The 20,433-nt window shown below is 53.0% G+C and carries 21 protein-coding genes; 19 read left to right on the top strand and 2 right to left on the bottom strand.

The window, feature by feature from the left end; translation table 11 throughout:
• Positions 1 to 2 precede the first annotated feature (2 nt).
• Genes EVJ29_RS06210 through mnhG form a run of 3 tightly spaced genes read left to right on the top strand, consistent with a single transcriptional unit; the run spans position 3 to position 1,118 of the window.
• A complete protein-coding gene (locus EVJ29_RS06210) occupies positions 3 to 488 on the top strand; it encodes a Na+/H+ antiporter subunit E (protein WP_131465514.1) in 486 nt (161 codons plus the stop codon).
• Positions 485 to 781 carry a Na(+)/H(+) antiporter subunit F1 gene (locus tag EVJ29_RS06205; RefSeq protein WP_201738989.1) on the top strand — a complete coding sequence of 99 codons (297 nt, stop codon included), beginning with the start codon at positions 485 to 487 and terminating at the stop codon, positions 779 to 781. The genes EVJ29_RS06210 and EVJ29_RS06205 overlap by 4 nt, the downstream gene beginning before the upstream one ends.
• On the top strand, positions 759 to 1,118 hold the full coding sequence (mnhG, locus tag EVJ29_RS06200) for a monovalent cation/H(+) antiporter subunit G (RefSeq protein ID WP_016510023.1): 360 nt from the start codon (positions 759 to 761) through the stop codon (positions 1,116 to 1,118). The genes EVJ29_RS06205 and mnhG overlap by 23 nt, the downstream gene beginning before the upstream one ends.
• Positions 1,119 to 1,155: 37 nt before the next feature.
• On the opposite strand, the gene EVJ29_RS06195 is transcribed toward mnhG, so the two are convergent.
• Positions 1,156 to 2,469: a dihydrolipoyl dehydrogenase family protein gene (locus EVJ29_RS06195; RefSeq protein ID WP_131489909.1), complete on the bottom strand. Its 1,314-nt coding sequence runs from the start codon at positions 2,467 to 2,469 to the stop codon at positions 1,156 to 1,158.
• A 71-nt stretch (positions 2,470 to 2,540) separates the two neighbouring features.
• Here EVJ29_RS06195 and uvrC point away from each other — a divergent pair, with 71 nt between their 5' ends.
• The gene (gene uvrC / locus EVJ29_RS06190) at positions 2,541 to 4,325 is read left to right on the top strand and encodes an excinuclease ABC subunit UvrC (RefSeq protein ID WP_131504811.1); all 1,785 of its coding nucleotides are present in this window, start codon (positions 2,541 to 2,543) and stop codon (positions 4,323 to 4,325) included.
• 31 nt (positions 4,326 to 4,356) lie between these two features.
• Here the strand turns inward: uvrC and EVJ29_RS06185 are convergent, their stop codons facing one another.
• Positions 4,357 to 4,749, bottom strand: a complete 393-nt coding sequence (locus EVJ29_RS06185) for a YslB family protein (protein ID WP_236633419.1) — start codon at positions 4,747 to 4,749, stop codon at positions 4,357 to 4,359.
• Between the two features lie 223 nt (positions 4,750 to 4,972).
• On the opposite strand from EVJ29_RS06185, the gene EVJ29_RS06180 reads away from it, so the two are divergent.
• The 15 genes from EVJ29_RS06180 (at position 4,973) to EVJ29_RS06110 (ending at position 20,275) form a co-directional block, all read left to right on the top strand.
• Complete coding sequence (locus EVJ29_RS06180) at positions 4,973 to 5,590, top strand: succinate dehydrogenase cytochrome b558 subunit (protein ID WP_071399350.1); 618 nt, start codon at positions 4,973 to 4,975, stop codon at positions 5,588 to 5,590.
• Between the two features lie 15 nt (positions 5,591 to 5,605).
• Positions 5,606 to 7,363 carry a succinate dehydrogenase flavoprotein subunit gene (sdhA, locus tag EVJ29_RS06175; RefSeq protein ID WP_070327732.1) on the top strand — a complete coding sequence of 586 codons (1,758 nt, stop codon included), beginning with the start codon at positions 5,606 to 5,608 and terminating at the stop codon, positions 7,361 to 7,363.
• A gap of 8 nt (positions 7,364 to 7,371) precedes the next feature.
• The gene (gene sdhB, locus EVJ29_RS06170) at positions 7,372 to 8,160 is read left to right on the top strand and encodes a succinate dehydrogenase iron-sulfur subunit (protein WP_173647397.1); all 789 of its coding nucleotides are present in this window, start codon (positions 7,372 to 7,374) and stop codon (positions 8,158 to 8,160) included.
• A 9-nt stretch (positions 8,161 to 8,169) separates the two neighbouring features.
• The gene (locus EVJ29_RS06165; RefSeq protein ID WP_131465509.1) at positions 8,170 to 8,610 is read left to right on the top strand and encodes an acyl-CoA thioesterase; all 441 of its coding nucleotides are present in this window, start codon (positions 8,170 to 8,172) and stop codon (positions 8,608 to 8,610) included.
• A gap of 72 nt (positions 8,611 to 8,682) precedes the next feature.
• Positions 8,683 to 8,946 (top strand): phosphocarrier protein HPr, encoded by a 264-nt coding sequence (locus EVJ29_RS06160; protein WP_021066838.1) that lies wholly within the window; start codon positions 8,683 to 8,685, stop codon positions 8,944 to 8,946.
• A 117-nt stretch (positions 8,947 to 9,063) separates the two neighbouring features.
• Entirely contained in the window at positions 9,064 to 9,870 is an 807-nt protein-coding gene (gene racE / locus EVJ29_RS06155) for a glutamate racemase (protein ID WP_070327730.1), read from the top strand.
• Positions 9,863 to 10,612: a ribonuclease PH gene (gene rph / locus EVJ29_RS06150; RefSeq protein ID WP_070327729.1), complete on the top strand. Its 750-nt coding sequence runs from the start codon at positions 9,863 to 9,865 to the stop codon at positions 10,610 to 10,612. The genes racE and rph overlap by 8 nt, the downstream gene beginning before the upstream one ends.
• On the top strand, positions 10,609 to 11,199 hold the full coding sequence (locus tag EVJ29_RS06145; RefSeq protein WP_071399354.1) for an XTP/dITP diphosphatase: 591 nt from the start codon (positions 10,609 to 10,611) through the stop codon (positions 11,197 to 11,199). Before rph ends, EVJ29_RS06145 begins: the two co-directional genes overlap by 4 nt.
• Before the next feature lie 5 nt (positions 11,200 to 11,204).
• Entirely contained in the window at positions 11,205 to 11,717 is a 513-nt protein-coding gene (locus EVJ29_RS06140; protein ID WP_070327727.1) for a metallophosphoesterase family protein, read from the top strand.
• Positions 11,718 to 12,262: 545 nt separating this feature from the next.
• Positions 12,263 to 13,168 carry a hypothetical protein gene (locus EVJ29_RS06135; RefSeq protein WP_070327726.1) on the top strand — a complete coding sequence of 302 codons (906 nt, stop codon included), beginning with the start codon at positions 12,263 to 12,265 and terminating at the stop codon, positions 13,166 to 13,168.
• A 98-nt stretch (positions 13,169 to 13,266) separates the two neighbouring features.
• Positions 13,267 to 14,559 (top strand): trigger factor, encoded by a 1,293-nt coding sequence (gene tig / locus EVJ29_RS06130; protein ID WP_070327725.1) that lies wholly within the window; start codon positions 13,267 to 13,269, stop codon positions 14,557 to 14,559.
• A gap of 210 nt (positions 14,560 to 14,769) precedes the next feature.
• Positions 14,770 to 16,038 carry an ATP-dependent protease ATP-binding subunit ClpX gene (clpX, locus tag EVJ29_RS06125; protein WP_016508522.1) on the top strand — a complete coding sequence of 423 codons (1,269 nt, stop codon included), beginning with the start codon at positions 14,770 to 14,772 and terminating at the stop codon, positions 16,036 to 16,038.
• Between the two features lie 72 nt (positions 16,039 to 16,110).
• Positions 16,111 to 18,414 carry an endopeptidase La gene (gene lon / locus EVJ29_RS06120; RefSeq protein WP_070327724.1) on the top strand — a complete coding sequence of 768 codons (2,304 nt, stop codon included), beginning with the start codon at positions 16,111 to 16,113 and terminating at the stop codon, positions 18,412 to 18,414.
• Positions 18,411 to 19,007: a ribosome biogenesis GTP-binding protein YihA/YsxC gene (yihA, locus tag EVJ29_RS06115; RefSeq protein WP_071399358.1), complete on the top strand. Its 597-nt coding sequence runs from the start codon at positions 18,411 to 18,413 to the stop codon at positions 19,005 to 19,007. The genes lon and yihA overlap by 4 nt, the downstream gene beginning before the upstream one ends.
• A 95-nt stretch (positions 19,008 to 19,102) precedes the next feature.
• On the top strand, positions 19,103 to 20,275 hold the full coding sequence (locus tag EVJ29_RS06110; RefSeq protein ID WP_236633418.1) for an AI-2E family transporter: 1,173 nt from the start codon (positions 19,103 to 19,105) through the stop codon (positions 20,273 to 20,275).
• The last annotated feature ends 158 nt before the right edge of the window (positions 20,276 to 20,433 follow it).

Genomic DNA, 20,433 nt, shown 5'->3' with positions numbered 1-20,433 from the left:
ACATGGCTTACCAACTACTCATCAACTTTTTCTTGGCGTTCATCTGGATGTTCTTCTCCGGTACGTTCACGACGAGCGGGTTTCTCATCGGTTACTTGCTCGGACTGCTCGTCATCTTCATGATGCGGCGGTTCTTCAAATCTGAAGGTACGGGCTTTTACTTCACACGTGTGATCAAGCTGTTCAAGCTGTTCTTGATTTTTGCACGTGAGCTCGTCATGGCGAACTTCGAGGTGTTACGTCTCGTCTTGAGCCCGAAATTGAAGATTCAACCTGGTATCTTCCGATATGAAACGTCACTGCGCACGGGTTGGAAAATCAGCCTGTTGTCGATGCTGATCTCGCTCACACCAGGGACGCTCGTCGTCCAAGTCTCGAAAGATAATAAAATACTTTATATCCACGCACTCAACATGCCGGATAAAGAGGCGCTCAAACGCGACATCTACAATAACTTTGAATCAACCATTAAGGAGGCGACGGAATGAGCATATTAGATATTTTAATTTACATTGCGCTCGCCATTCTCTTGTTTGCCATGCTCGGCATGCTGTATCGGGTCATCAAAGGGCCGACGACCGCTGACCGTGTCATCGCGCTCGACTCGATCGGGATCGCGTTGATCTCGGTCGTCGCGCTATTGTCGATTTTGCTCGATACGACGATGTTCTTCGAGGTCATCCTTTTGCTCAGTATCCTCGCCTTCATCGGTACGGTGGCGTTCTCGAAATTCTTAGAGAGAGGGGAGATCATTCATCATGACCGCGACAACGATCTTTGATATATTGACTGGCGTTTTCACGATCATCGGGGTGTTCTTCACGGTCGTTGCGGCGATCGGCCTCATCCGTTTGCCAGACGTCTATTCGCGGACGCACGCGGCATCGAAGTCGGCGACGCTCGGCGTCATGTTCGTCTTGTTCGCGGCGGTGCTCCACGTCTGGGTCGACCAACGTATCTTCGATGCACGTCTCTTGCTCGGCTTGTTCTTCGTCTTGTTGACCGCACCGGTCGGCGGACACTTGCTCGCTCGGGCGGCTCACGCTAAAGGCGTCCCGCTCTGGGAGAAGTCGTTACAGGACGCGCTCAAAGAAGATAAGGAAAAAGGGATCGAATGACGAAAGGCTCTTCCATACGACATGGAAGAGCCTTTTTTTACATCAAGTGTGTCAAATCAGAGGCGGACGTCGGATAGGCGAACTCTAAGTGCTTAACGTGTTGATGGCTGATATTGTTTTGTATAATAAACGAGAACAAGTTGATGAGCTCGGGCGCGTGTTGCCCGATCAAGTGAGCGCCGATGACGCGGCCGTCTTTGCTGAGTAAGACGCGCGAGAAGGCGGTCGCGTCATTGACCCGTTCATACGTAAGAAAGTGGGACATGTCATTGTCCCTGCATTCATAGTCGATCCCGAGCGATTTCGCCTCGTCGACCGTCAGACCGACTTTGGCGATTGGCGGCGTCGTGAACACGACCGTCGGGGCCGGACGCTCCGGCAATGGACGTGTGTTGTTCCGCAACAGGTTAAGGGCGGCGATCCGTCCTTCTTGCCCGGCAAATGGAGTGAGCGCCGGGTTCGGACTTTTGGCGACGTCGCCGGCCGCATAGACGTTCGCGTTCGTCGTCTGTAAATAGTCATTGACGGTGATCCCGTCCTTGTCCGCCTCGATGCCAGCCGCATCCAACCGTAGCCGCTCGATGCTCGGGATACGACCCGTGGCGTTAAGGACGAGCCCTTCTAGGGTAGAGTCATCTGATAATGTCAAGATGTTCCCGTCGAGCTTGACGGGCTCGAGCCCGAACCGGACGTCGATGCCGATGTGGACCGTCTCATCGATGAGCCGCTTCACAATTTTTCGGTCGAACTGTTTAAGCGCCCGCGACCGGATGAGGAGTGTGACAGCGCTGCCGAACCGGCGGAGAATGTGCGCGAACTCGAACGCGATGTATCCGGCACCGACGATGGTGATCCGCTCGGGCACGTCCTCGAGGTCGAACACGTCGTCGCTCGTGATGGCGTCTTCACCGCCTGGGATGTCGAGCGGGCGCGGGAGTTGGCCGGTCGCGATCAAAAACTGATGCGCCGAGATCTCATGGCCTTCGATGACGATCGAGTCCTCATCGATAAAGTGGGGCTCGCCCTCGTATAAGTCGATGTCATCTTCTTTCCACTTGTGCATCTTCGTCGTCGGGATGGCGAAGCGGTATTCATCGACACGTCGCTTGAAGGCGTGCCAGTCGAGCGTGATGTCTCCTTTCACGCCGAGCGGTTTCATGCGTTCGACTTTGGCGATGAGTTCCGCCCCTTCCGCGAGCATCTTTTTCGGATCGCACCCGCGTTGCGGGCACGTCCCGCCGAACGTCCAATTCTCGACGATGGCAATCCGTTTACCGGCGTCGCGTAAAACGCTCGCGGCTTGACTCGCTGCCGAACCGCTGCCGATGATGATTACGTCATATCGTTTCATCAAAAACCCTCCCTCTGAGACTACACCAATTTTTTCCCGTCTTGGAGGAAGCTAAACTGAGGTGATAAAATTTGAGTCAAACTGACCACATTAAACATAAATTGGCGCTGCTCCCGGACGAACCGGGCTGTTACTTGCATAAGAACGAGTATGGCGAGATCGTCTACGTTGGGAAAGCGAAAAACTTAAAGAATCGCGTCCGCTCTTATTTTACTGGGGCACACGATATTAAAACGATGCGTCTCGTCGCCGAGATCCGTGACTTCGAATATATCGTCACGGCGAGCGAGCTCGAGGCACTCTTGCTCGAGATGACGCTCATTAAAAAACACGACCCGAAATACAACATCCGGTTGAAAGACGACAAATCGTATCCGTATATTAAAGTCACGAACGAGCCGTACCCGCGGCTGCTCACGACACGTAAGTTGAAACGGGACGGCGGCCATTACTTCGGGCCATATCCGAACGCCTACGCCGCCAACGAGACGAAACGGTTGCTCGACAAGCTGTATCCGCTCCGGAAATGTCAGCCGATGCCACGGAAGCTCTGTCTGTACTACCACATCGGCCAATGTCTCGGTCCTTGTGAACTCGCTGTCGACACCGACGAGCAGAAGTCGATCGTCCAAGAGATCCGCCGTTTCTTGAACGGGGAGACGAGCGAGACGCTCGCCAAGCTCCAAGTCGATATGCACCAGGCGGCCGAGGATATGCAGTTCGAGCGGGCGGCCGAGCTCCGCGATCAAATCCGGGCCGTCGAATCGATCATGAACAAACAGAACATGATCACGGCCGACCCGACGGCGCGCGACGTCTTCGGCTATACGCTCGACCGGGGCTGGATGTGCGTCCAAGTGTTCTATATGCGCGGCGGCAAGATGATCGAACGCGACGTCTCGTTGTTCCCGCTCCACGGGGAACCGTCAGAAGAACTCGAGAGCTTCGTCGTCCAGTTCTATGAGCAGAACGTGTTGCCGAAAGAAGTGCTCGTCCCAGAGCTTGTCCGGATCGACTTGTTAGTCGAGGCGCTCGGGACGAAAGTGATGCAACCGAAACGCGGGGCGAAACGACAGTTGCTCGAGCTCGCGACGAAGAACGCGGGCATCGCCTTGAACGAGAAGTTCGAACTGCTCGCGCGTGATGAAGAGCGGACATTGCTCGCGATGCGTGAGCTCGGTGAGGCGATCGGTATCCCGAACTTGTCGCGCGTTGACATCATCGATAACGCCAACATCCAAGGGGCTGACGCCGTCTCGGCGCTCGTCGTCTTCGAGGACGGCAAGCCGCTCAAGAAAGAATATCGGAAGTACAAGATCCGGACCGTCCAAGGACCAGACGATTACGAGACGATGCGCGAAGTCGTCCGTCGCCGTTTCCGGCGATTGTTGACCGAGGAGAAACGTCTGCCGGATCTTCTATTGATCGATGGGGGACTCGGCCAGTTGAACGCCGCCCTTGACGTGTTGCAGAATGAGTTCGGCCTCGATTTGCCGGTCGGATCGCTGAAGAAGGATGACCGCCACCGGACGAGCCAGCTTCTGTTCGGTGAAGGCGGCGGTGTCGTCGAATTGAACTCGCGGTCAAGCGCGTTCTATCTGTTGCAACGGATGCAAGACGAGGTTCACCGTTTCGCCATCACGTTCCACCGCAGCTTGCGGACGAAGAAGATGACGCAGTCGGTGCTCGACGATATCCCGGGTGTCGGACCGAAGCGGCGTCAGCAACTGATCCGTCATTTCGGGTCGATGAAACAGATCCGTCTCGCCTCGCTCGAACAGTTGAAGGAAGCAGGCCTGCCGGAGAAGTTGGCTGAGACCGTAATCCAATACGTCCATGAGGAGACAGATGAATGAGAAAGAGCCGATGCGACCGCATCGGCTCTTCTTATTCGTACGTATCTTTTTGGTCTAATTGGACGGTGATGTGGACGGCCTGACGCCCCGGGTCGGCATAGCCTTCGGCGACGCATTGGAAACGACCGGCAATCTGTTCGGCCAAAAATCCAGCCTCAAGCTGGTAATACCCGTTCGCTTTCGCTTGGGTCGCAGGCGGAGGAGTGAGTTCGAACACGAACTTGCTCTCTTTTTCTTTCACGAGCGTCAACTCTCCCCAACCGGCTTCCGAAAAGAACGCAGTCAGTTCTTCATTCGGCATCGTCGGGAATTTGCGGGCGACCCGTTTTCCGGACCAATAGATGACTTGGGCGTAATCGTCCCCAAGCAAATCTGTCAACACATAGTCGCGAAGCAGTTCGATCGCGAAAGTGGGTTGGCTCATCGTTTCCATCTTATTCCATCACTCCAATCTTTCTATACTATTATAACGACAAATTTGGATTTGGTCACCGGGTATTTTCTAAAAGAATGTGGGACAAATCGGCTAGGTTATCTTGTCATACAAATTTCACAAGAGTAGAATAGGAGACAGAAAGCTATATTTACATTTGAAAACGCTTTTATTTACAAAACGAGCCAAGGGCTCGTGAAAAGGGGGAACTAGAATGGCAGCGCGTCGTGACTATTTCAGTCGTAAAGTCCATTCGCTACTTGGGGTCATTCCTATCGGCCTGTTTTTGATCGTCCATTTGTCGGTCAACTACTATATCGTCGATGGGGTGGAATCGTTCAACAAGGCAGCAAAATTTATGGAGAGCTTACCGTACTTGTACTTCCTTGAAGTGACAATCATCGCTTTGCCGATGATTTTCCACGGTGTGTACGGCGTGTATTACGCCTTCCTCGGTTCGATCAACACGAACCGATACTCATACGCGCGGAACTGGATGTACATGATCCAACGCTTCACGGGCGTATTCCTCGTCATCTTCATCGCGTGGCACGTTTGGGAAACGCGCTTGGCGAAGTTGCGTGGCGTCGAGGTCAATGCGGAGATGATGCAAAACATCGTCGACAATCCGCTCATGCTCATCTTCTACATAGTCGGGATCCTCTCGGCTACGTTCCACTTCGCGAACGGTCTCTGGTCGTTTGCTATCACGTGGGGAATCACACAGTCGCCGCGTTCACAACACTTCATGAGCTACGTCTCTGGAGCCGTGTTCTTGGCACTATCTTTTGTCGGCATCCGTTCAATCTTGACGTTCGCGGGCATCTTGTAATAGGGGGAAATGTATATGGCAAATCAAAGTTTGATCGTCATCGGTGGCGGTCTAGCTGGACTCATGGCGACAATCAAGTCGGCAGAGATGGGTGTTCCGGTTAAACTATTCTCGCTTGTACCGGTCAAGCGTTCACATTCAGTTTGTGCTCAAGGCGGCATCAACGGAGCCGTCAACACGAAAGGGGAAGGGGATTCTACTTGGCAACACTTCGATGACACGGTTTACGGCGGGGACTTCCTTGCCAACCAACAGCCAGTCCAAAAGATGGCAGAAGCGGCACCGAAGATCATCCACATGTTCGACCGGATGGGCGTCATGTTCAACCGGACGCCAGAAGGTCTGCTCGACTTCCGCCGCTTCGGCGGCACGCTCTATCATCGGACGGCTTACGCCGGCGCGACGACAGGGCAACAGCTCTTGTACGCGCTAGACGAACAAGTCCGTCGCTTCGAGGCGCAAGGTCTTGTCGAGAAGTATGAGGGCTGGGAGTTTCTCCGTGCCATCGTCGACGAAACGGGTATCTGCCGCGGTGCGGTCTGTCAGGATTTACGCTCGATGGAAATTAAAGCGTTTCCATCGGATGCGGTCATCCTCGCGACAGGCGGCCCAGGTGTCATCTTCGGCAAATCGACGAACTCGGTCATCAACACAGGGCAAGCGGCCGGTGCGGTTTACCGCCAAGGTGCCGTCTACGCCAACGGGGAGTTCATCCAAATCCACCCGACGGCGATCCCAGGGGACGACAAGCTTCGGCTCATGAGTGAGTCGGCGCGTGGAGAAGGTGGACGTGTTTGGACATACAAAGACGGAAAACCTTGGTACTTCCTTGAAGAGAAGTATCCGGACTACGGAAACCTCGTACCGCGTGATATCGCGACACGTGAGATTTTCGAAGTCTGCGTCAACCAAAAGCTCGGCGTCAACGGCGAGAACATGGTCTATCTCGATTTGTCGCATAAAGATTCGAAAGAACTCGACATCAAGCTCGGCGGTATTCTTGAAATTTATGAGAAGTTCGTCGGCGACGATCCGCGTAAAGTACCGATGAAGATCTTCCCGGCCGTTCACTACTCGATGGGCGGACTATGGGTCGACTACGATCAAATGACGAACATCCCAGGGCTGTTCGCAGCCGGCGAGTGTGACTATTCGATGCACGGGGCGAACCGTCTCGGCGCGAACTCACTCTTGTCTGCCGTTTACGGCGGGATGGAGGCCGGTCCTGCGGCGGTCAACTATATGCGCGGTCTCGACCAAGCGACCGAGAGCGTGCCAGAAGCGCTCTTCAACTTCAACGAACGTGAAGAGATCGAGCGGTTCAATGACATTCTCGCGATGGAAGGTACGGAGAACGCCTACCAGATTCACCGGGAACTCGGCGAACTCATGACCGACAACGTCACGGTCGTTCGTTACAACGATAAGCTCGAAGCGACAGACTTGAAGCTACGCGAGCTACGTGAACGCTTCAACAACATCTCAGCGACCGATACGGCGCGCTGGAGCAACCAAGGTGCCTCGTTCATCCGTCAACTCGACCACATGCTCGACCTCGCGCGCGTCATCACGCTCGGCGCCCTTAAACGCGACGAGAGCCGTGGCGCTCATTACAAACCGGACTTCCCGGAACGGAATGACGAGTTGTTCATGAAGACGACGATGGCACGTTACAACGAAGGGGAAGTCGATATCTCGTTTGAAGAGATCGACGTTTCGTTAATCCCGCCACGTAAACGGGATTACTCGAAGAAAGGGGCGAAGACGAAATGACGACGCCGATGCAGTCTGAGCATAAAGATATTCGTTTTATCATCGAACGCCAGGACGGTCCGGATCAAGCGACCTACTCGGAAGAGTTCTCGGTCCCGTATCGTCCGAACATGAACGTCATCTCGGCGCTCATGGAGATCCGCCGCAACCCGGTCAACGCCGAAGGCAACAAGACGACACCGATCACCTGGGACATGAACTGTCTTGAGGAAGTGTGCGGCGCTTGTTCAATGATCATCAACGGTAAGCCGCGCCAGTCGTGTACGGCGCTCGTCGATAAACTCGAGCAGCCGATCCGCCTTGCTCCGATGAAGACGTTCCCGGTCATCCGTGATCTTCAAGTCGACCGTCAGCGCATGTTCGACGCTTTGAAAAAAGTGAAGGCGTGGGTACCGATCGATGGCACGTACGACCTCGGTCCAGGACCACGGATGCCAGAGAACAAACGTCAATGGGCGTATGAACTATCGAAATGTATGACGTGCGGTGTCTGCCTTGAGGCTTGCCCGAACGTCAACGACAAGTCGAACTTCATCGGCCCGGCCGCACTCTCACAAGTCCGTCTCTTCAACTCGCATCCGACCGGCGCTTTCCACGCGGAAGAACGTCTCGAAGCGCTAATGGAAGATGGAGGCATCATGCAGTGCGGAAACGCGCAAAACTGTGTCGAGGTTTGTCCGAAAGGCATTCCGCTCACGACGTCAATCGCCGCGATGAACCGTCAGACGACGCTTCACTCGTTCAAACAGTTCTTCGGCAGCGACAAAGGTCGTACCGGTTCTGCGGTCGAGGCGTAACGTTTGCCGATGTCAAAGTATTTTCGGGAACCCGGTTGGGAAACGCGTGTCAGGTCAGGAATCGAGCTCGACGTCAAAGTCCGCTTTTCGGAGTGCGACCCGTACGGCCATATGAATAACACGATCCCGTTCATCTATTTTGAGGATGCGCGGATCGAGCTACTCGAAACGACAGGATTTTCCTTGAAAGACGGTTTCGTCGTCGTGGCGGACGCCCAGTGCGATTACGTCCGACAAGTGATGCCGCGGCAACAGTTGAAGGTATATGCCAATGTCTTGACGGTCGGAAACACTTCATGTGATATTCATTACGGCGCATATGATGGAGATCAACTCATGTTCGCGGGCCGTACGAGCCTCGTGCATTTGTCAAAAACCGGTCGCCCGGCCGAATGGACTCCAGAATATAAAAATCGCTTGCAGAATTTTTGCGAATCCGCTATCATTTGATAATGAGTTCACAAACAAAAATTTCTGCCGGTTCGCCTGCAGAATTCAGATTTGAAGGGAGACTATCACGTCATGGAAAAAACATTCACAGTCGTTGCTGATTCAGGAATCCACGCTCGTCCAGCTACTCAGTTGGTCAACACAGCTTCTAAGTTCCAATCAGATATCAACCTTGAGTACAATGGTAAGACAGTTAACTTGAAGTCGATCATGGGTGTACTTTCACTCGGAATCGCTAAAGATTCAACAATCAAGATCACTGCAGCAGGTGACGATGCAGAAGAAGCGGTTAACACGCTCTCTGACATGCTCACTAGCGAAGGTCTTGCTCAGTAATTCGAGCAACGGACGAGGCGGCCAATCGGCTACCTCGTCTTTTTTGTTTGTCATGACACCGTTTCTTTTTTGGATACGGCTTTTTTGGTAAGATAGATGGGAATGGAAGTGATATTTATGAAACGAGCGATTGGAGTACTCGATTCAGGTGTTGGCGGCTTGACCGTGGTCAAAGAACTGATCCGCCAGCTGCCGAAAGAAGAAATCATCTATATCGGCGATACGGAGCGCTGTCCGTATGGGCCGCGCCCGCACGATGAGATTGAAGCATATACGTGGGAATTGATTGAATTCCTATTAGAAAAAGACGTTAAGATGATCGTCATCGCCTGCAACACGGCGACGGCCGTCGTCTTGAAAGAAGCGCGCAAACGCCTCAACATCCCGGTCATCGGTGTCATCGACCCGGGCGCCCGGGCCGCCGTCAAAGGCACGCGCAACAAACATATCGGTGTCATCGGCACGAAGATGACGGTCGAAAGCAATTCGTACGAGACGGCGCTCCGTCACGTCGCGGGCGAGATTGATGTCTATTCGCTCGCTTGCCCGCCGTTCGTGCCGCTCGTCGAAGCCGGCGAACTGAGCGGCGAACGCGTCCGGTCGATCGTCGCCGAGACAATCCTGCCGCTCCAAGCTTCGGAGATGGACACGCTCATCCTCGGGTGCACCCATTATCCGTTGCTAGCGCCGGTCATCCAAGACGTCGTCGGACCCGATGTCCATTTGATTTCGTCAGGTGATGAGACAGCGCTCGAAGTGGCAGCGATCCTTGATTTTAAAGAACTTGAGAACGATTTGGACACCATCCCGACGCATCAGTTTTATGCGACCGGGGATGTCGCCATCTTCAACCGATTGGCGACAGAATGGCTTGGCCAACCCGTGAAAGCGGAGAAAGTAGAGGTGTCTGGTGTCGATGCGTAACGAAAGACAACATGATGAACTGCGGACCGTTGAGATCATTCCGCACGTGAACAAACATGCCGAAGGCTCGGTCTTGATCTCGATCGGGGACACGAAAGTAATCTGTACGGCGACGGTCGAAGAACGCGTCCCGAACTTCCTGCGCGGGAAGAAGCAAGGCTGGATCAACGCCGAGTACGCGATGCTGCCACGGGCGACGGGCAACCGGACCGTCCGGGAATCCGTTCGCGGTAAGCAGACAGGACGGACGATGGAGATTCAACGGTTGATTTCGCGCTCGCTCCGTTCGGTCGTCGACTTGGAACGGCTCGGTGAACGGACGATCTGGATCGATTGTGACGTCATCCAAGCGGACGGTGGCACACGGACAGCGTCGATCACAGGCGGTTTTTGTGCGCTCGTGCTCGCGGTCGACGCGCTCATCCGTCAAGGCAAGCTCGGCGACACACCGATCAAAGAAGGCGTCGCCGCCATCTCGGTCGGTCGGACGAACGAGCTGTTGCTCGACTTGAACTATGAAGAAGACGCGGCGGCCGAAGTTGACATGAACGTCGTCATGACGGCGAGCGGACGCTTCGTCGAAGTGCAAGGCACGGGTGAAGAAGCGACGTTCACGCTGCAAGAAATGAATGAGATGCTACAGATGGCCCAAGGCGGGATCGAGACGCTGTTCAAAGCAGCAGAAGACGCGCTCGGTGCCTCATGGTGGTATGTCGGGGAACAAATGGAGGAAACGATATGAAACTGATTGTCGCGACACGCAACAAAGGGAAAGTGGTTGAAATCGAAGGGATGCTCACGCCGCTCGGATTTGAAGTCGAGTCGCTCTTGGACTATCCGGATGCACCGGAAACGGATGAGACGGGCACGACGTTCGAAGCGAACGCCGAACTGAAAGCGACCGAGGCGGCCCGTTACTTCGGACACGCCGTCCTCGCCGACGACTCGGGGCTTGAAGTCGATGCGCTCGACGGTGCCCCAGGCGTCCACTCGGCCCGCTTCGCCGGTCCTGAGAAGTCGGACGCGGCGAACAACGCGCTCCTGCTCGAGAAGTTGAACGGGGCGAACGATCGCTCGGCCCGCTTCGTCTGCGCGCTCTGCCTCGCCAAACCGACAGGCGAGACGTTGACCGTGCGCGGGACGATCGAAGGTACGATCGGCTATGCGCCCCACGGGGAAAATGGATTCGGGTACGACCCGCTCTTTATCGTCCCGTCGCTCCATAAGACGGCAGCAGAGCTCGAGCGTGACGAAAAGGCGGCGGTCAGTCACCGCGGTCAGGCGTTAAGAAAACTAGAGGCAGAAATCATTCCATTTATGAAAGGTTGAGGTGTATGCGTTTTCTCGTAGTCAGTGACAGTCACGGATTGACAGACGAACTATCGACCATCTTTACTCGGCATGAAACCGAGATTGAGGACGCGTTCCATTGCGGCGACTCCCAGCTCGCGCTCGTCGACGAGCACTTGCTGCCGTATCGGACCGTCCGCGGCAATTGCGATTTTGGGGGCGACTTGCCGCTCGAACGGATCGAAGCGACACCTGAAGGCACGGTTTTAATCGTCCACGGCCATCACCATGACGTGAAGTTCGATTTGAACCGGTTGCGTTATCGGGCCGAGGAAATCGGGGCGAACGTCGTCTTGTACGGTCACTCGCACGTGGCCGGGGCCGTCATCGAAGACGGGGTGCTCTACGTGAACCCGGGCTCGATCCGGATGCCGCGCGGACGCTCGGACAAGACGTACGCGTTGATCGACCTTGACGCCGGTCAGGCAGCGGTCCGGTTTTACCGGTCTGAGGACGGGACGCCCGTCGAAGATTTGGACTTGTCAGGACAACTTTGAACAAAACAGAAAGAACCAATTGACAGCAAAGCATTTTTCTATTATAGTTTTCTTGTCAATGTCCCAATAGCTCAGCTGGATAGAGCAACGCCCTTCAAGACAAATAGGAGCCTTTATAGGGAAACAGAAACCTATAGAGTGGACGACACTATATCGGTGAAGCCTTAACAGATCATGCTGATGGTAATACCGAGGAAACTTGTATCCTTTCGAGGTCAAGGTGGTTCAAAGGACTAAAGGGTCAGCCTTTAGAGGTAGAACCATTGAAGGAACAATTTGTTCGTGAGGTTCCGTAGAGACTACACGTGTCGCACCTGAAATGGTGAAGATATAGTCCAGACTACAAACAACATGCGTTGGTGGCGAAAGCCATGGTGGTAAGCTAAGGCGTCGGTCGGGGGTTCGAATCCCTCTTGGGACACTTCCATTTAAAATAGAGATAGCCTCCACGGAGGTTGTCTCTTTTTTCGTTTTCCGGGGTATTGATTGACAACGCAGCAATTCCTAAGGAAGATGGAGATGGATGGAAGAAAGGGTGTGTGAAGATGGAAAAAGAGCGGGAGTACCCGTTTCCAGGGAACTGGTCGCGGCTGCAGAAGATGATTCAAGAAGCGGACGCGGCCGGGGAGCGGCAACGGGTCGAGCCGATCCTATGGGATTGGTACGCAGCCGTCAAAGGCGATCAGTTTATTTTCATGGAAATTTTTCAATGTTTGATGGAGCGTCCGGAAGAGCCGGAAACGCTTGAAAAACTCGAAGAACTCGTCACGACGCAGATTCATGAGGCAGAAGAGCCGGCAGCCGGCGGGCTTCAAATTGCCCAGTACTACATCATGCGTGACCAACCTTTCGAGGCGGCACACTGGATCCATCAATATTTAGAGTGGCAAGACAAGGCCGATCAAGTGAACACCCAAGCTTACCAAGTGCTCCAAGTACTTAAGATGACCGAGTTTCCGGCGGCCATCGCCAAACTGAAACGGACGGTTCATCGTGGCAGTGTCGGGGAACAGATTGAACTGCTCGAGCACGTCCATTTCAATATCGATGACGTACTCGACAACGTATTGAAGGGACTGCTCCTTGAAGATCGCCCGAAATTGATGAAGCTGATCGTGCTCGAAAAAGCGTTCGAAGAACTGTCCGTCATCGAATGGGTCGACCTCGAAACGCATCATCGGCTGACGCAGGCAGAGGCACAAGTGAAGATGGACGAATGGGAGCATGTGGTCCACGATTTGCAGAAAGCCGTCAAAGGCGACGAAATCGCGACGCAACTGCTCATGAACTACATGTATACGCACTATCCGTTCACACCGGGTGAGGCATCTGAAATCGAAACAGCTGTCGTGAGAGCGAAAGCAGCGATCCTGAACGATGAAGAAACAGACGGGCTCGCGGCTGAAATTTTAGAGGCGGATATCCGTTTCACGCAAGCGTTTCTAGACTAAATCCTTGTGTGCAGTCACCGGATTTATGCTATAATACTGATTGTTGTACATTTTTGTACGGTATAGAAGAATAAACGAATTTGTTGGAGGGACTTAGCATGACAGCAAAATGGGAAAAAACATCAGGTAGCCAAGGCGTACTCACGTACGAAGCACCTGCAGAAGCATTCAATAAAGCAGTCGACGCAGCATTTAAAGATGTCGTCAAAAACTTGAACGTACCTGGCTTCCGTAAAGGGAAATTGCCACGTCCAATGTTCAACAAAATGTACGGAGAAGAAGCACTCTTCCAAGATGCGCTTGATATCCTCTACCGTGACACAATCCAATCTGCAGTCGAAGAAGCTGGTTTCGAACCAATGGCTCTCGAAAACATCGACGTTGATGGCACACTCGAAAAAGGTCAACCGGTTACTTTCAAAGTAACATTCGTGGTTGAACCAGAAGCTGAGCTCGGCGACTACAAAGGTCTCGAGTACGATGCTGTAGAAACGAACGTCACAGACGAAGAAGTCGCAGCAGAACTTGACGCCCTCAAAGAGCAAGGCGCAGAACTTGCTGTTAAAGAAGGCGCAGTCGAAAACGGCGATACAGCTGTCTTTGATTTCGCAGGTTTCGCTGAAGGCGAGCAATTCGAAGGTGGCACGGCTGAAAACTACACACTTGAAATCGGTTCAGGTCAATTCATTCCTGGATTCGAAGAGCAAATGGTAGGCATGACTGCTGGTGAAGAAAAAGACATCGAAGTAACATTCCCTGAAGAGTACCACGCTGACAACTTGGCGGGTAAACCAGCGACGTTCAAAGTCAAACTTCACGAAGTAAAAGCGAAGCAAGTTCCTGAGCTCGACGACGAGTTCGCAAAAGACATCGACGAGTCAGTAGCATCACTCGACGAGTTGAAAGCGAAAATTCGTGAGCGCTTAGAAGCTGCGAAGCAACAAGAAGCTGATGGCACGATGCGCGACCAACTCGTTGAGCAAGCAACTGCTAACGCGACAATCGACGTACCTGCAATCCTCATCGACCAAGAAGTAGACCGCATGGTTCAAGAGTTCGGTACTCGTGTATCTTCACAAGGCATCGACCTCAACATGTACTTCGAACTCACTGGCACAACAGAAGAAGCTATGCGTGAAGAGATGAAAGAGCAAGCTGAAGAGCGCGTTAAAGCTCGTCTCGTCTTGAAAGCAATCGCTGAAAAAGAAGCAATCGAAGTAACTGATGAAGATGCTGAGAAAGAACTCGAAGAAATGTCTAAACTCTACAACATCGCACCGGACCAACTCCGTACGATGCTCGCACCGCAAGGCGGAATCGAGACACTTAAAGGTGACCTCAAATTCCGTAAGGCGATCGACATCCTCGTTGAAACTGGTAAAGCGAAGTAATTAGATGAGATGAGGGCGACTGCCACGCAGTCGTCCTTTTTTCTGTAATGACACTTTGTATGTGTTAATCTTTGATGTCGCTATATGTTCATGCTACAATTATTGCAACGCAGAGATGTAAATGTTTTTTCGTGAGTGCTTTGCACCTGAAAATACAAATAGGCGATTTATCGCACTTACATCCATTTTCATTCAGAAGGGGTGTACCGAATGTTCAAATTTAACGAGGAAAAGGGACAACTTAAATGCTCGTTTTGCGGGAAATCGCAAGAACAAGTCCGTAAACTAGTCGCCGGTCCTGGCGTATACATTTGTGACGAATGTATTGAACTTTGCAATGAAATCGTTGAGGAAGAGCTCGGTGTCGAAGAAGAAGTCGAATTCAAAGACATTCCAAAACCACAAGAGATCCGTAACGTCCTTGACGAGTATGTCATCGGCCAAGACCGGGCGAAACGTGCGCTTTCGGTAGCTGTCTATAACCACTATAAACGCATCAACGCCGGTGGCCGTTCTGATGATGTCGAACTTTCGAAGTCGAACATCGTCATGATCGGACCAACTGGTAGCGGTAAAACGCTTCTCGCTCAGACGATGGCTCGCGTCTTGAACGTCCCGTTCGCAATCGCGGATGCGACGAGCTTGACGGAAGCCGGTTACGTCGGGGAAGACGTCGAGAACATCTTGCTCAAGCTGATCCAATCGGCTGACTACGACGTCGAAAAAGCTGAAAAAGGGATTATCTATATCGATGAAATCGATAAGATTGCCCGCAAGTCGGAAAACCCATCGATCACGCGTGACGTGTCTGGTGAAGGGGTCCAACAAGCCTTGCTCAAGATTCTTGAAGGGACGACTGCAAGCGTACCGCCACAAGGTGGACGGAAGCATCCGCATCAAGAGTTCATCCAAATCGATACGACGAACATTCTCTTCATCGTCGGCGGCGCATTCGCCGGCATCGAAGCGGTCGTCAAACGCCGCATCGGGAAGAAAGTCATCGGTTTCGGGAACGAACAAGAAAATCGCGAGATGACGCAAGAAGACTTGCTCGCCCGCGCATTGCCGGAAGACCTTCAAAAATTCGGCTTGATCCCTGAATTTATCGGACGTCTACCGGTCATGGCGACGCTCATGACACTCGACGAGTCAGCGCTCGTCGAAATCTTGACGAAGCCGAAAAACGCGCTCGTCCGTCAGTACGTGAAGATGCTCGAACTCGACGACGTCGAACTCACGTTCACAGACGAGTCGTTGATTGAAATTGCCAAACTTGCGATCAAACGTAAGACAGGTGCACGTGGTCTCCGCTCGATTATCGAAGAAATGATGCTCGATGTGATGTTCACCGTCCCATCGCGTGACGATATCGAGAAAGTCATCATTACAGACGAAACGATTACGGGTCTTGCCGGTCCGAAATATGTTCTCCGTGATGGTACTGTCGAACAGACAGGGGACAACCAAGAAACAGCTTAAAGTTCTTAACGAAAAAGGCTCAAACACTCGGCACAACCGAGTTTTGGGCCTTTTTGCACAGGAGGCGTTGTAATGGAACAATTACCAATTCTTCCTTTGCGTGGAGTTGTCGTTTATCCGCTGATCGGAGTGACGATCGACGTCGGGCGACCGCTCTCATTACGAGCACTCCTTGCCGCAAAGGAACACGAGACAGATTTGATTGTCGTCACACAAAAAGAGACAGGCAAAGAATCACCTGAACCGGAAGACCTTTACGCGATCGGGACGCGGGTCCACATCGCCAAGATGAGCGAACTGTCGAACGATACGGTACGGGTCCGCCTCGTCGGGAAAGAACGCGTCAAAATCAACGCCGTCGAAGCGACGAAAGACGGCTGGTTTGCTGACGTCGACTCGCTCGAACTCGTTGAAGGGGAAGAAGTCGAGCGGACGGCACTCGTGCGGCTCTTGAAAGAACAGTTCGGCAAACTCGTCGGGACGATCAAAGGCTTGTCACCGGACGAGCGTCGTCGGTTTGAGATGTACGAGCGGCTCGAATCGCTCACTGACTACATCTCATCGAAACTCGATGTCGATGTCGACATTCGCCAAGCGATGCTTGAAGAACCAGACGCGGTCAAACGCGGGCTCGAACTGCTCGAGATCATGACGCACGAAGTCGAGATCATCGAGCTCGAACAAGAGTTGCGTGAACGGACGAAGAAGACGATTGAACAAGCGCAAAAAGAGTATTACTTACGTGAACAGATGAAGACGATTCAACAAGAACTCGGGGACCAGTCGCAAGAGTCGGAACCGAACCGTCTCCTTGAGAAGCTCGAGGCGCTCGACTTGCCGGAAACGACACGGAAGAACGTCATGCGGGAAGCGGAACGGTTGAACGTCGTCCCGGCGACGTCACCTGAGTACGCGGTCATCCGCAACTACCTCGATTGGATCGTCTCGCTGCCGTGGGGAATTGAAACCGAAGATAAATTGGACGTCAAACATGCGGCCGGTGTCCTCGACGATGACCATTACGGGCTCGAATCGGTCAAAGACCGGATCCTCGAATACTTGGCGGTCCGTCAATTGACGAACTCGCTGCGTGGACCGATCCTTTGTCTCGCCGGACCTCCTGGGGTCGGGAAGACGTCGCTCGCCCGCTCGATCGCTTCGGCGCTCGAACGTAACTTCGTCCGCGTCTCGCTCGGCGGGGTGCGTGACGAGGCTGAGATTCGCGGTCACCGCCGGACGTATATCGGCGCGATGCCAGGCCGGATCATCCGTGGCTTGAAGCAAGCTGAAAGTAAGAACCCGGTGTTCTTGCTCGATGAGATCGACAAGATGGCGTCGGACTTCCGGGGCGACCCGGCTTCGGCCATGCTCGAAGTGCTCGACCCGGAACAGAACGTCTCGTTCTCGGACCATTACATCGAGGAGCCGTTCGACTTGTCGAACGTGCTGTTCATCGCGACGGCGAACGACGTCTCGCAAATTCCGGCCCCGCTCCTCGACCGGATGGAACTCATTCAAATCGGCGGCTACACGGAGCTCGAAAAAGTCGAGATCGCGAAACGCCACTTGATTCCGAAACAATATAAAGAACACGGCTTGAAAAAGAGCCAGCTCACGATTAAAGAAGACGCGCTCTATGAAGTCGTCCGCCGCTACACACGCGAGGCCGGCGTCCGCAACCTTGAGCGTGTCATCGGATCGCTTTGTCGGAAAGCGGCGAAACAGATCGCGATCGGCGAGAAGAAACGTGTCACCGTGTCGCTCAAAGTCCTAAGCGACTACCTCGGGAAACCGAAGTATCGTTACGGCAAAGGCGAGACGGAAGACTCGATCGGAGCGGTCACAGGCCTCGCTTACACGGCGTTCGGCGGTGATACGCTCACGATCGAAGTCGCGCTCGCACCGGGCAAAGGCAAGCTGCAGTTGACGGGGAAACTCGGCGACGTCATGCAGGAGTCGGCGCAGACGGCGTACAGTTACGTCCGCTCGAACGCGGAACGGTTCGGGATCGACCCGACGTTCTACGAGCGGCAAGACGTGCACATCCACGTCCCGGAAGGTGCCGTCCCGAAAGACGGGCCATCCGCGGGGATCACGATCGCGACGGCGCTCATCTCGGCCTTGACCGGGAAGAAAGTCCGGCGTGATATCGGGATGACCGGAGAGATCACGCTCCGTGGCCGTGTCCTGCCGATCGGTGGCTTGAAAGAAAAAGCGCTCGCCGCGCATCGGGCCGGACTCACGACCATCATCATCCCGAAAGACAATGAACGTGACATCGATGATATTCAAGACACCGTCCGTGAAAAACTGACGTTCGTCCCGGTCACGATGCTCGATCAAGTATTAGAAGTAGCATTTGGAGGAAAACAATGAAAATCAATAAAGCAGAATTTATTACGAGTGCTGTGGCGCCGGACCATTATCCGGTCCACGAGTTGCCAGAAGTCGCACTCGCCGGCCGTTCGAACGTCGGGAAATCGTCATTCATCAACAAGATCTGTCAGCGTAAAGCACTCGCCCGGACATCATCAAAACCGGGGAAGACGCAGACGCTGAACTTCTTCAACATCAATGACGAGATCATGTTCGTCGACGTCCCGGGCTACGGGTATGCCAAAGTTTCGAAGACCGAGCGTGAGAAGTGGGGCGTCATGATGGAGCAATACTTGACGTCGCAAAGCGCACTCAAAGGTGTCGTCCTCTTGGTCGATATCCGACACGAGCCGTCGGGTGATGACGTGACGATGTACAATTTCTTGAAACATTATGAGATTCCGGTCATCGTCGTCGCGACGAAGCTCGATAAGATCAAGAAAGCGCAGCGCCAGAAACATGAGGCGGCCGTGAAGCGGAAGCTTCAATTCGAATCGACTGACCGTTTCGTCTCTTTCTCGGCCGAGACGGCAGAAGGAAAAGACGAAGCGTGGAAAGCCATCTACGATTTGTTGACGGACGACGAGGGATAACCCCCTCGTCTTTTTGTTTTTAGGGTTACGTGAACGGGTAAGTATCGTATAATTGTCATATTGTATAGCAATACATTAATGAACGAGGTGGAAAGATGCAGAGAATGTTTGAAAGCAAATGGTATCGCTTCTTATTTTGGACGTTGACGATTTTCTTAGTGATCTTGGTCGGGACAGAGATTTCATTCGTGTTCGAACCGATCCAAGTCATATTGGCGCTCGTCACGGTACCGCTTATTATTTCAGGACTTTTCTTTTATTTTCTCGTTGGAGTCGTCGATTATTTAGAACGACGGTCCGGGAAACGTGGTATGTCAGTCGCAATCACGCTAACATCGCTTATCCTGATCATCACGCTCGTTTTCAGTATTCTCGGGCCCGTGCTCGTCGAACAAGTGACCGATCTCGTCAACGCGATGCCGAGCATCGCCAAAGAGTTGCAGCAACAAGCGTTCTCAGTGCGTGACTCGCTCATGCAAAACGAGTTCCTGTCGCGCTTCATGGCGGAAAACGATGACATGTTCACCGACTTGACCAACAATGTCACCACATACCTCGGTGATATTTTTGGCAATATTGCTTCTTCATTCGGCCAAGTCATCGGATTCATTACATCAGCTGTCATCACGATCGTCGTCATTCCGTTCATGTTGCTCTATATGCTGCTTGACGGGAAGCATTTGCCGGACTCGATCGTCAAGCTGTTGCCATCGAGCTATGAGAAAGAGACACGTAAAATTTTGAACGACATGCACACGACCGTTAAGAACTACGTGCACGCCCAACTGATCGTCGCGTTCTTCGTCGGGATCACGTCGCTCATCGGTCTTTGGATCGTCGGTGTCGACTACGCCATCTTGCTCGCACTCTTCATGATGGTGACGAACATCATCCCGTACGTCGGACCGTTCCTCGGGGCGGCACCGGCCGTCGTCGTCGCCTTCATCCAAGATCCGATCAAAGTGCTCTGGGTCATCCTCGTCATCATCATCGTCCAACAGATCGAGGCGAACGTCATCTCCCCGCTCATTCAAGGGAAAACGCTCAAAGTGCATCCGCTCACGATCATCATCGTCTTGCTCGTGGCCGGTAACCTGGCTGGGATCATCGGGATGTTGGTTGCGGTTCCGACGTATGCGGTGGCGAAAGTCGTCGTCAAAAACATCGTCCGCATCTATAAATTGAAAGAGCGACAACATTACCTCGAGTCGGAAGAAGAAGACAAGCCGGAAAGTACGATTATCACAGATTCATCGTCACTTAAATGACAAAACAAGTAGAAATGGCCAATTTGACCGTTTCTACTTTTTTTCGTCACAAAAAGTTCTTAAATTATTTCACGAAAATCGAACAGAAGATTATAGTTCCTAAATAAAAATTGTTATACTGTACGGTAGAGACGTAAAAAAGAAATGACAACCGCCAC

This window comes from Exiguobacterium sp. SH4S7 (genome assembly GCF_004336795.1).
Classification (GTDB): domain Bacteria; phylum Bacillota; class Bacilli; order Exiguobacteriales; family Exiguobacteriaceae; genus Exiguobacterium; species Exiguobacterium aurantiacum_A.
Note: the sequence above shows the minus strand (reverse complement) of the source record. Positions and strands in the feature narration are given on the sequence as shown.

Coding starts and splice junctions, on each gene's coding strand:
- EVJ29_RS06110 (WP_236633418.1), top strand. CDS start 19,103: ATGCAGAGAATGTTTGAAAGCAAATGGTATCGCTTCTTATTTTGGACG.
- lon (WP_070327724.1), top strand. CDS start 16,111: ATGGAACAATTACCAATTCTTCCTTTGCGTGGAGTTGTCGTTTATCCG.
- EVJ29_RS06195 (WP_131489909.1), bottom strand. CDS start 2,469: ATGAAACGATATGACGTAATCATCATCGGCAGCGGTTCGGCAGCGAGT.
- EVJ29_RS06180 (WP_071399350.1), top strand. CDS start 4,973: ATGGCAGCGCGTCGTGACTATTTCAGTCGTAAAGTCCATTCGCTACTT.
- rph (WP_070327729.1), top strand. CDS start 9,863: ATGCGTAACGAAAGACAACATGATGAACTGCGGACCGTTGAGATCATT.
- racE (WP_070327730.1), top strand. CDS start 9,064: ATGAAACGAGCGATTGGAGTACTCGATTCAGGTGTTGGCGGCTTGACC.
- EVJ29_RS06140 (WP_070327727.1), top strand. CDS start 11,205: ATGCGTTTTCTCGTAGTCAGTGACAGTCACGGATTGACAGACGAACTA.
- EVJ29_RS06210 (WP_131465514.1), top strand. CDS start 3: ATGGCTTACCAACTACTCATCAACTTTTTCTTGGCGTTCATCTGGATG.
- mnhG (WP_016510023.1), top strand. CDS start 759: ATGACCGCGACAACGATCTTTGATATATTGACTGGCGTTTTCACGATC.
- sdhA (WP_070327732.1), top strand. CDS start 5,606: ATGGCAAATCAAAGTTTGATCGTCATCGGTGGCGGTCTAGCTGGACTC.
- yihA (WP_071399358.1), top strand. CDS start 18,411: ATGAAAATCAATAAAGCAGAATTTATTACGAGTGCTGTGGCGCCGGAC.
- EVJ29_RS06185 (WP_236633419.1), bottom strand. CDS start 4,749: ATGAGCCAACCCACTTTCGCGATCGAACTGCTTCGCGACTATGTGTTG.
- tig (WP_070327725.1), top strand. CDS start 13,267: ATGACAGCAAAATGGGAAAAAACATCAGGTAGCCAAGGCGTACTCACG.
- EVJ29_RS06160 (WP_021066838.1), top strand. CDS start 8,683: ATGGAAAAAACATTCACAGTCGTTGCTGATTCAGGAATCCACGCTCGT.
- clpX (WP_016508522.1), top strand. CDS start 14,770: ATGTTCAAATTTAACGAGGAAAAGGGACAACTTAAATGCTCGTTTTGC.
- EVJ29_RS06165 (WP_131465509.1), top strand. CDS start 8,170: ATGTCAAAGTATTTTCGGGAACCCGGTTGGGAAACGCGTGTCAGGTCA.
- EVJ29_RS06145 (WP_071399354.1), top strand. CDS start 10,609: ATGAAACTGATTGTCGCGACACGCAACAAAGGGAAAGTGGTTGAAATC.
- EVJ29_RS06135 (WP_070327726.1), top strand. CDS start 12,263: ATGGAAAAAGAGCGGGAGTACCCGTTTCCAGGGAACTGGTCGCGGCTG.
- sdhB (WP_173647397.1), top strand. CDS start 7,372: ATGCAGTCTGAGCATAAAGATATTCGTTTTATCATCGAACGCCAGGAC.
- EVJ29_RS06205 (WP_201738989.1), top strand. CDS start 485: ATGAGCATATTAGATATTTTAATTTACATTGCGCTCGCCATTCTCTTG.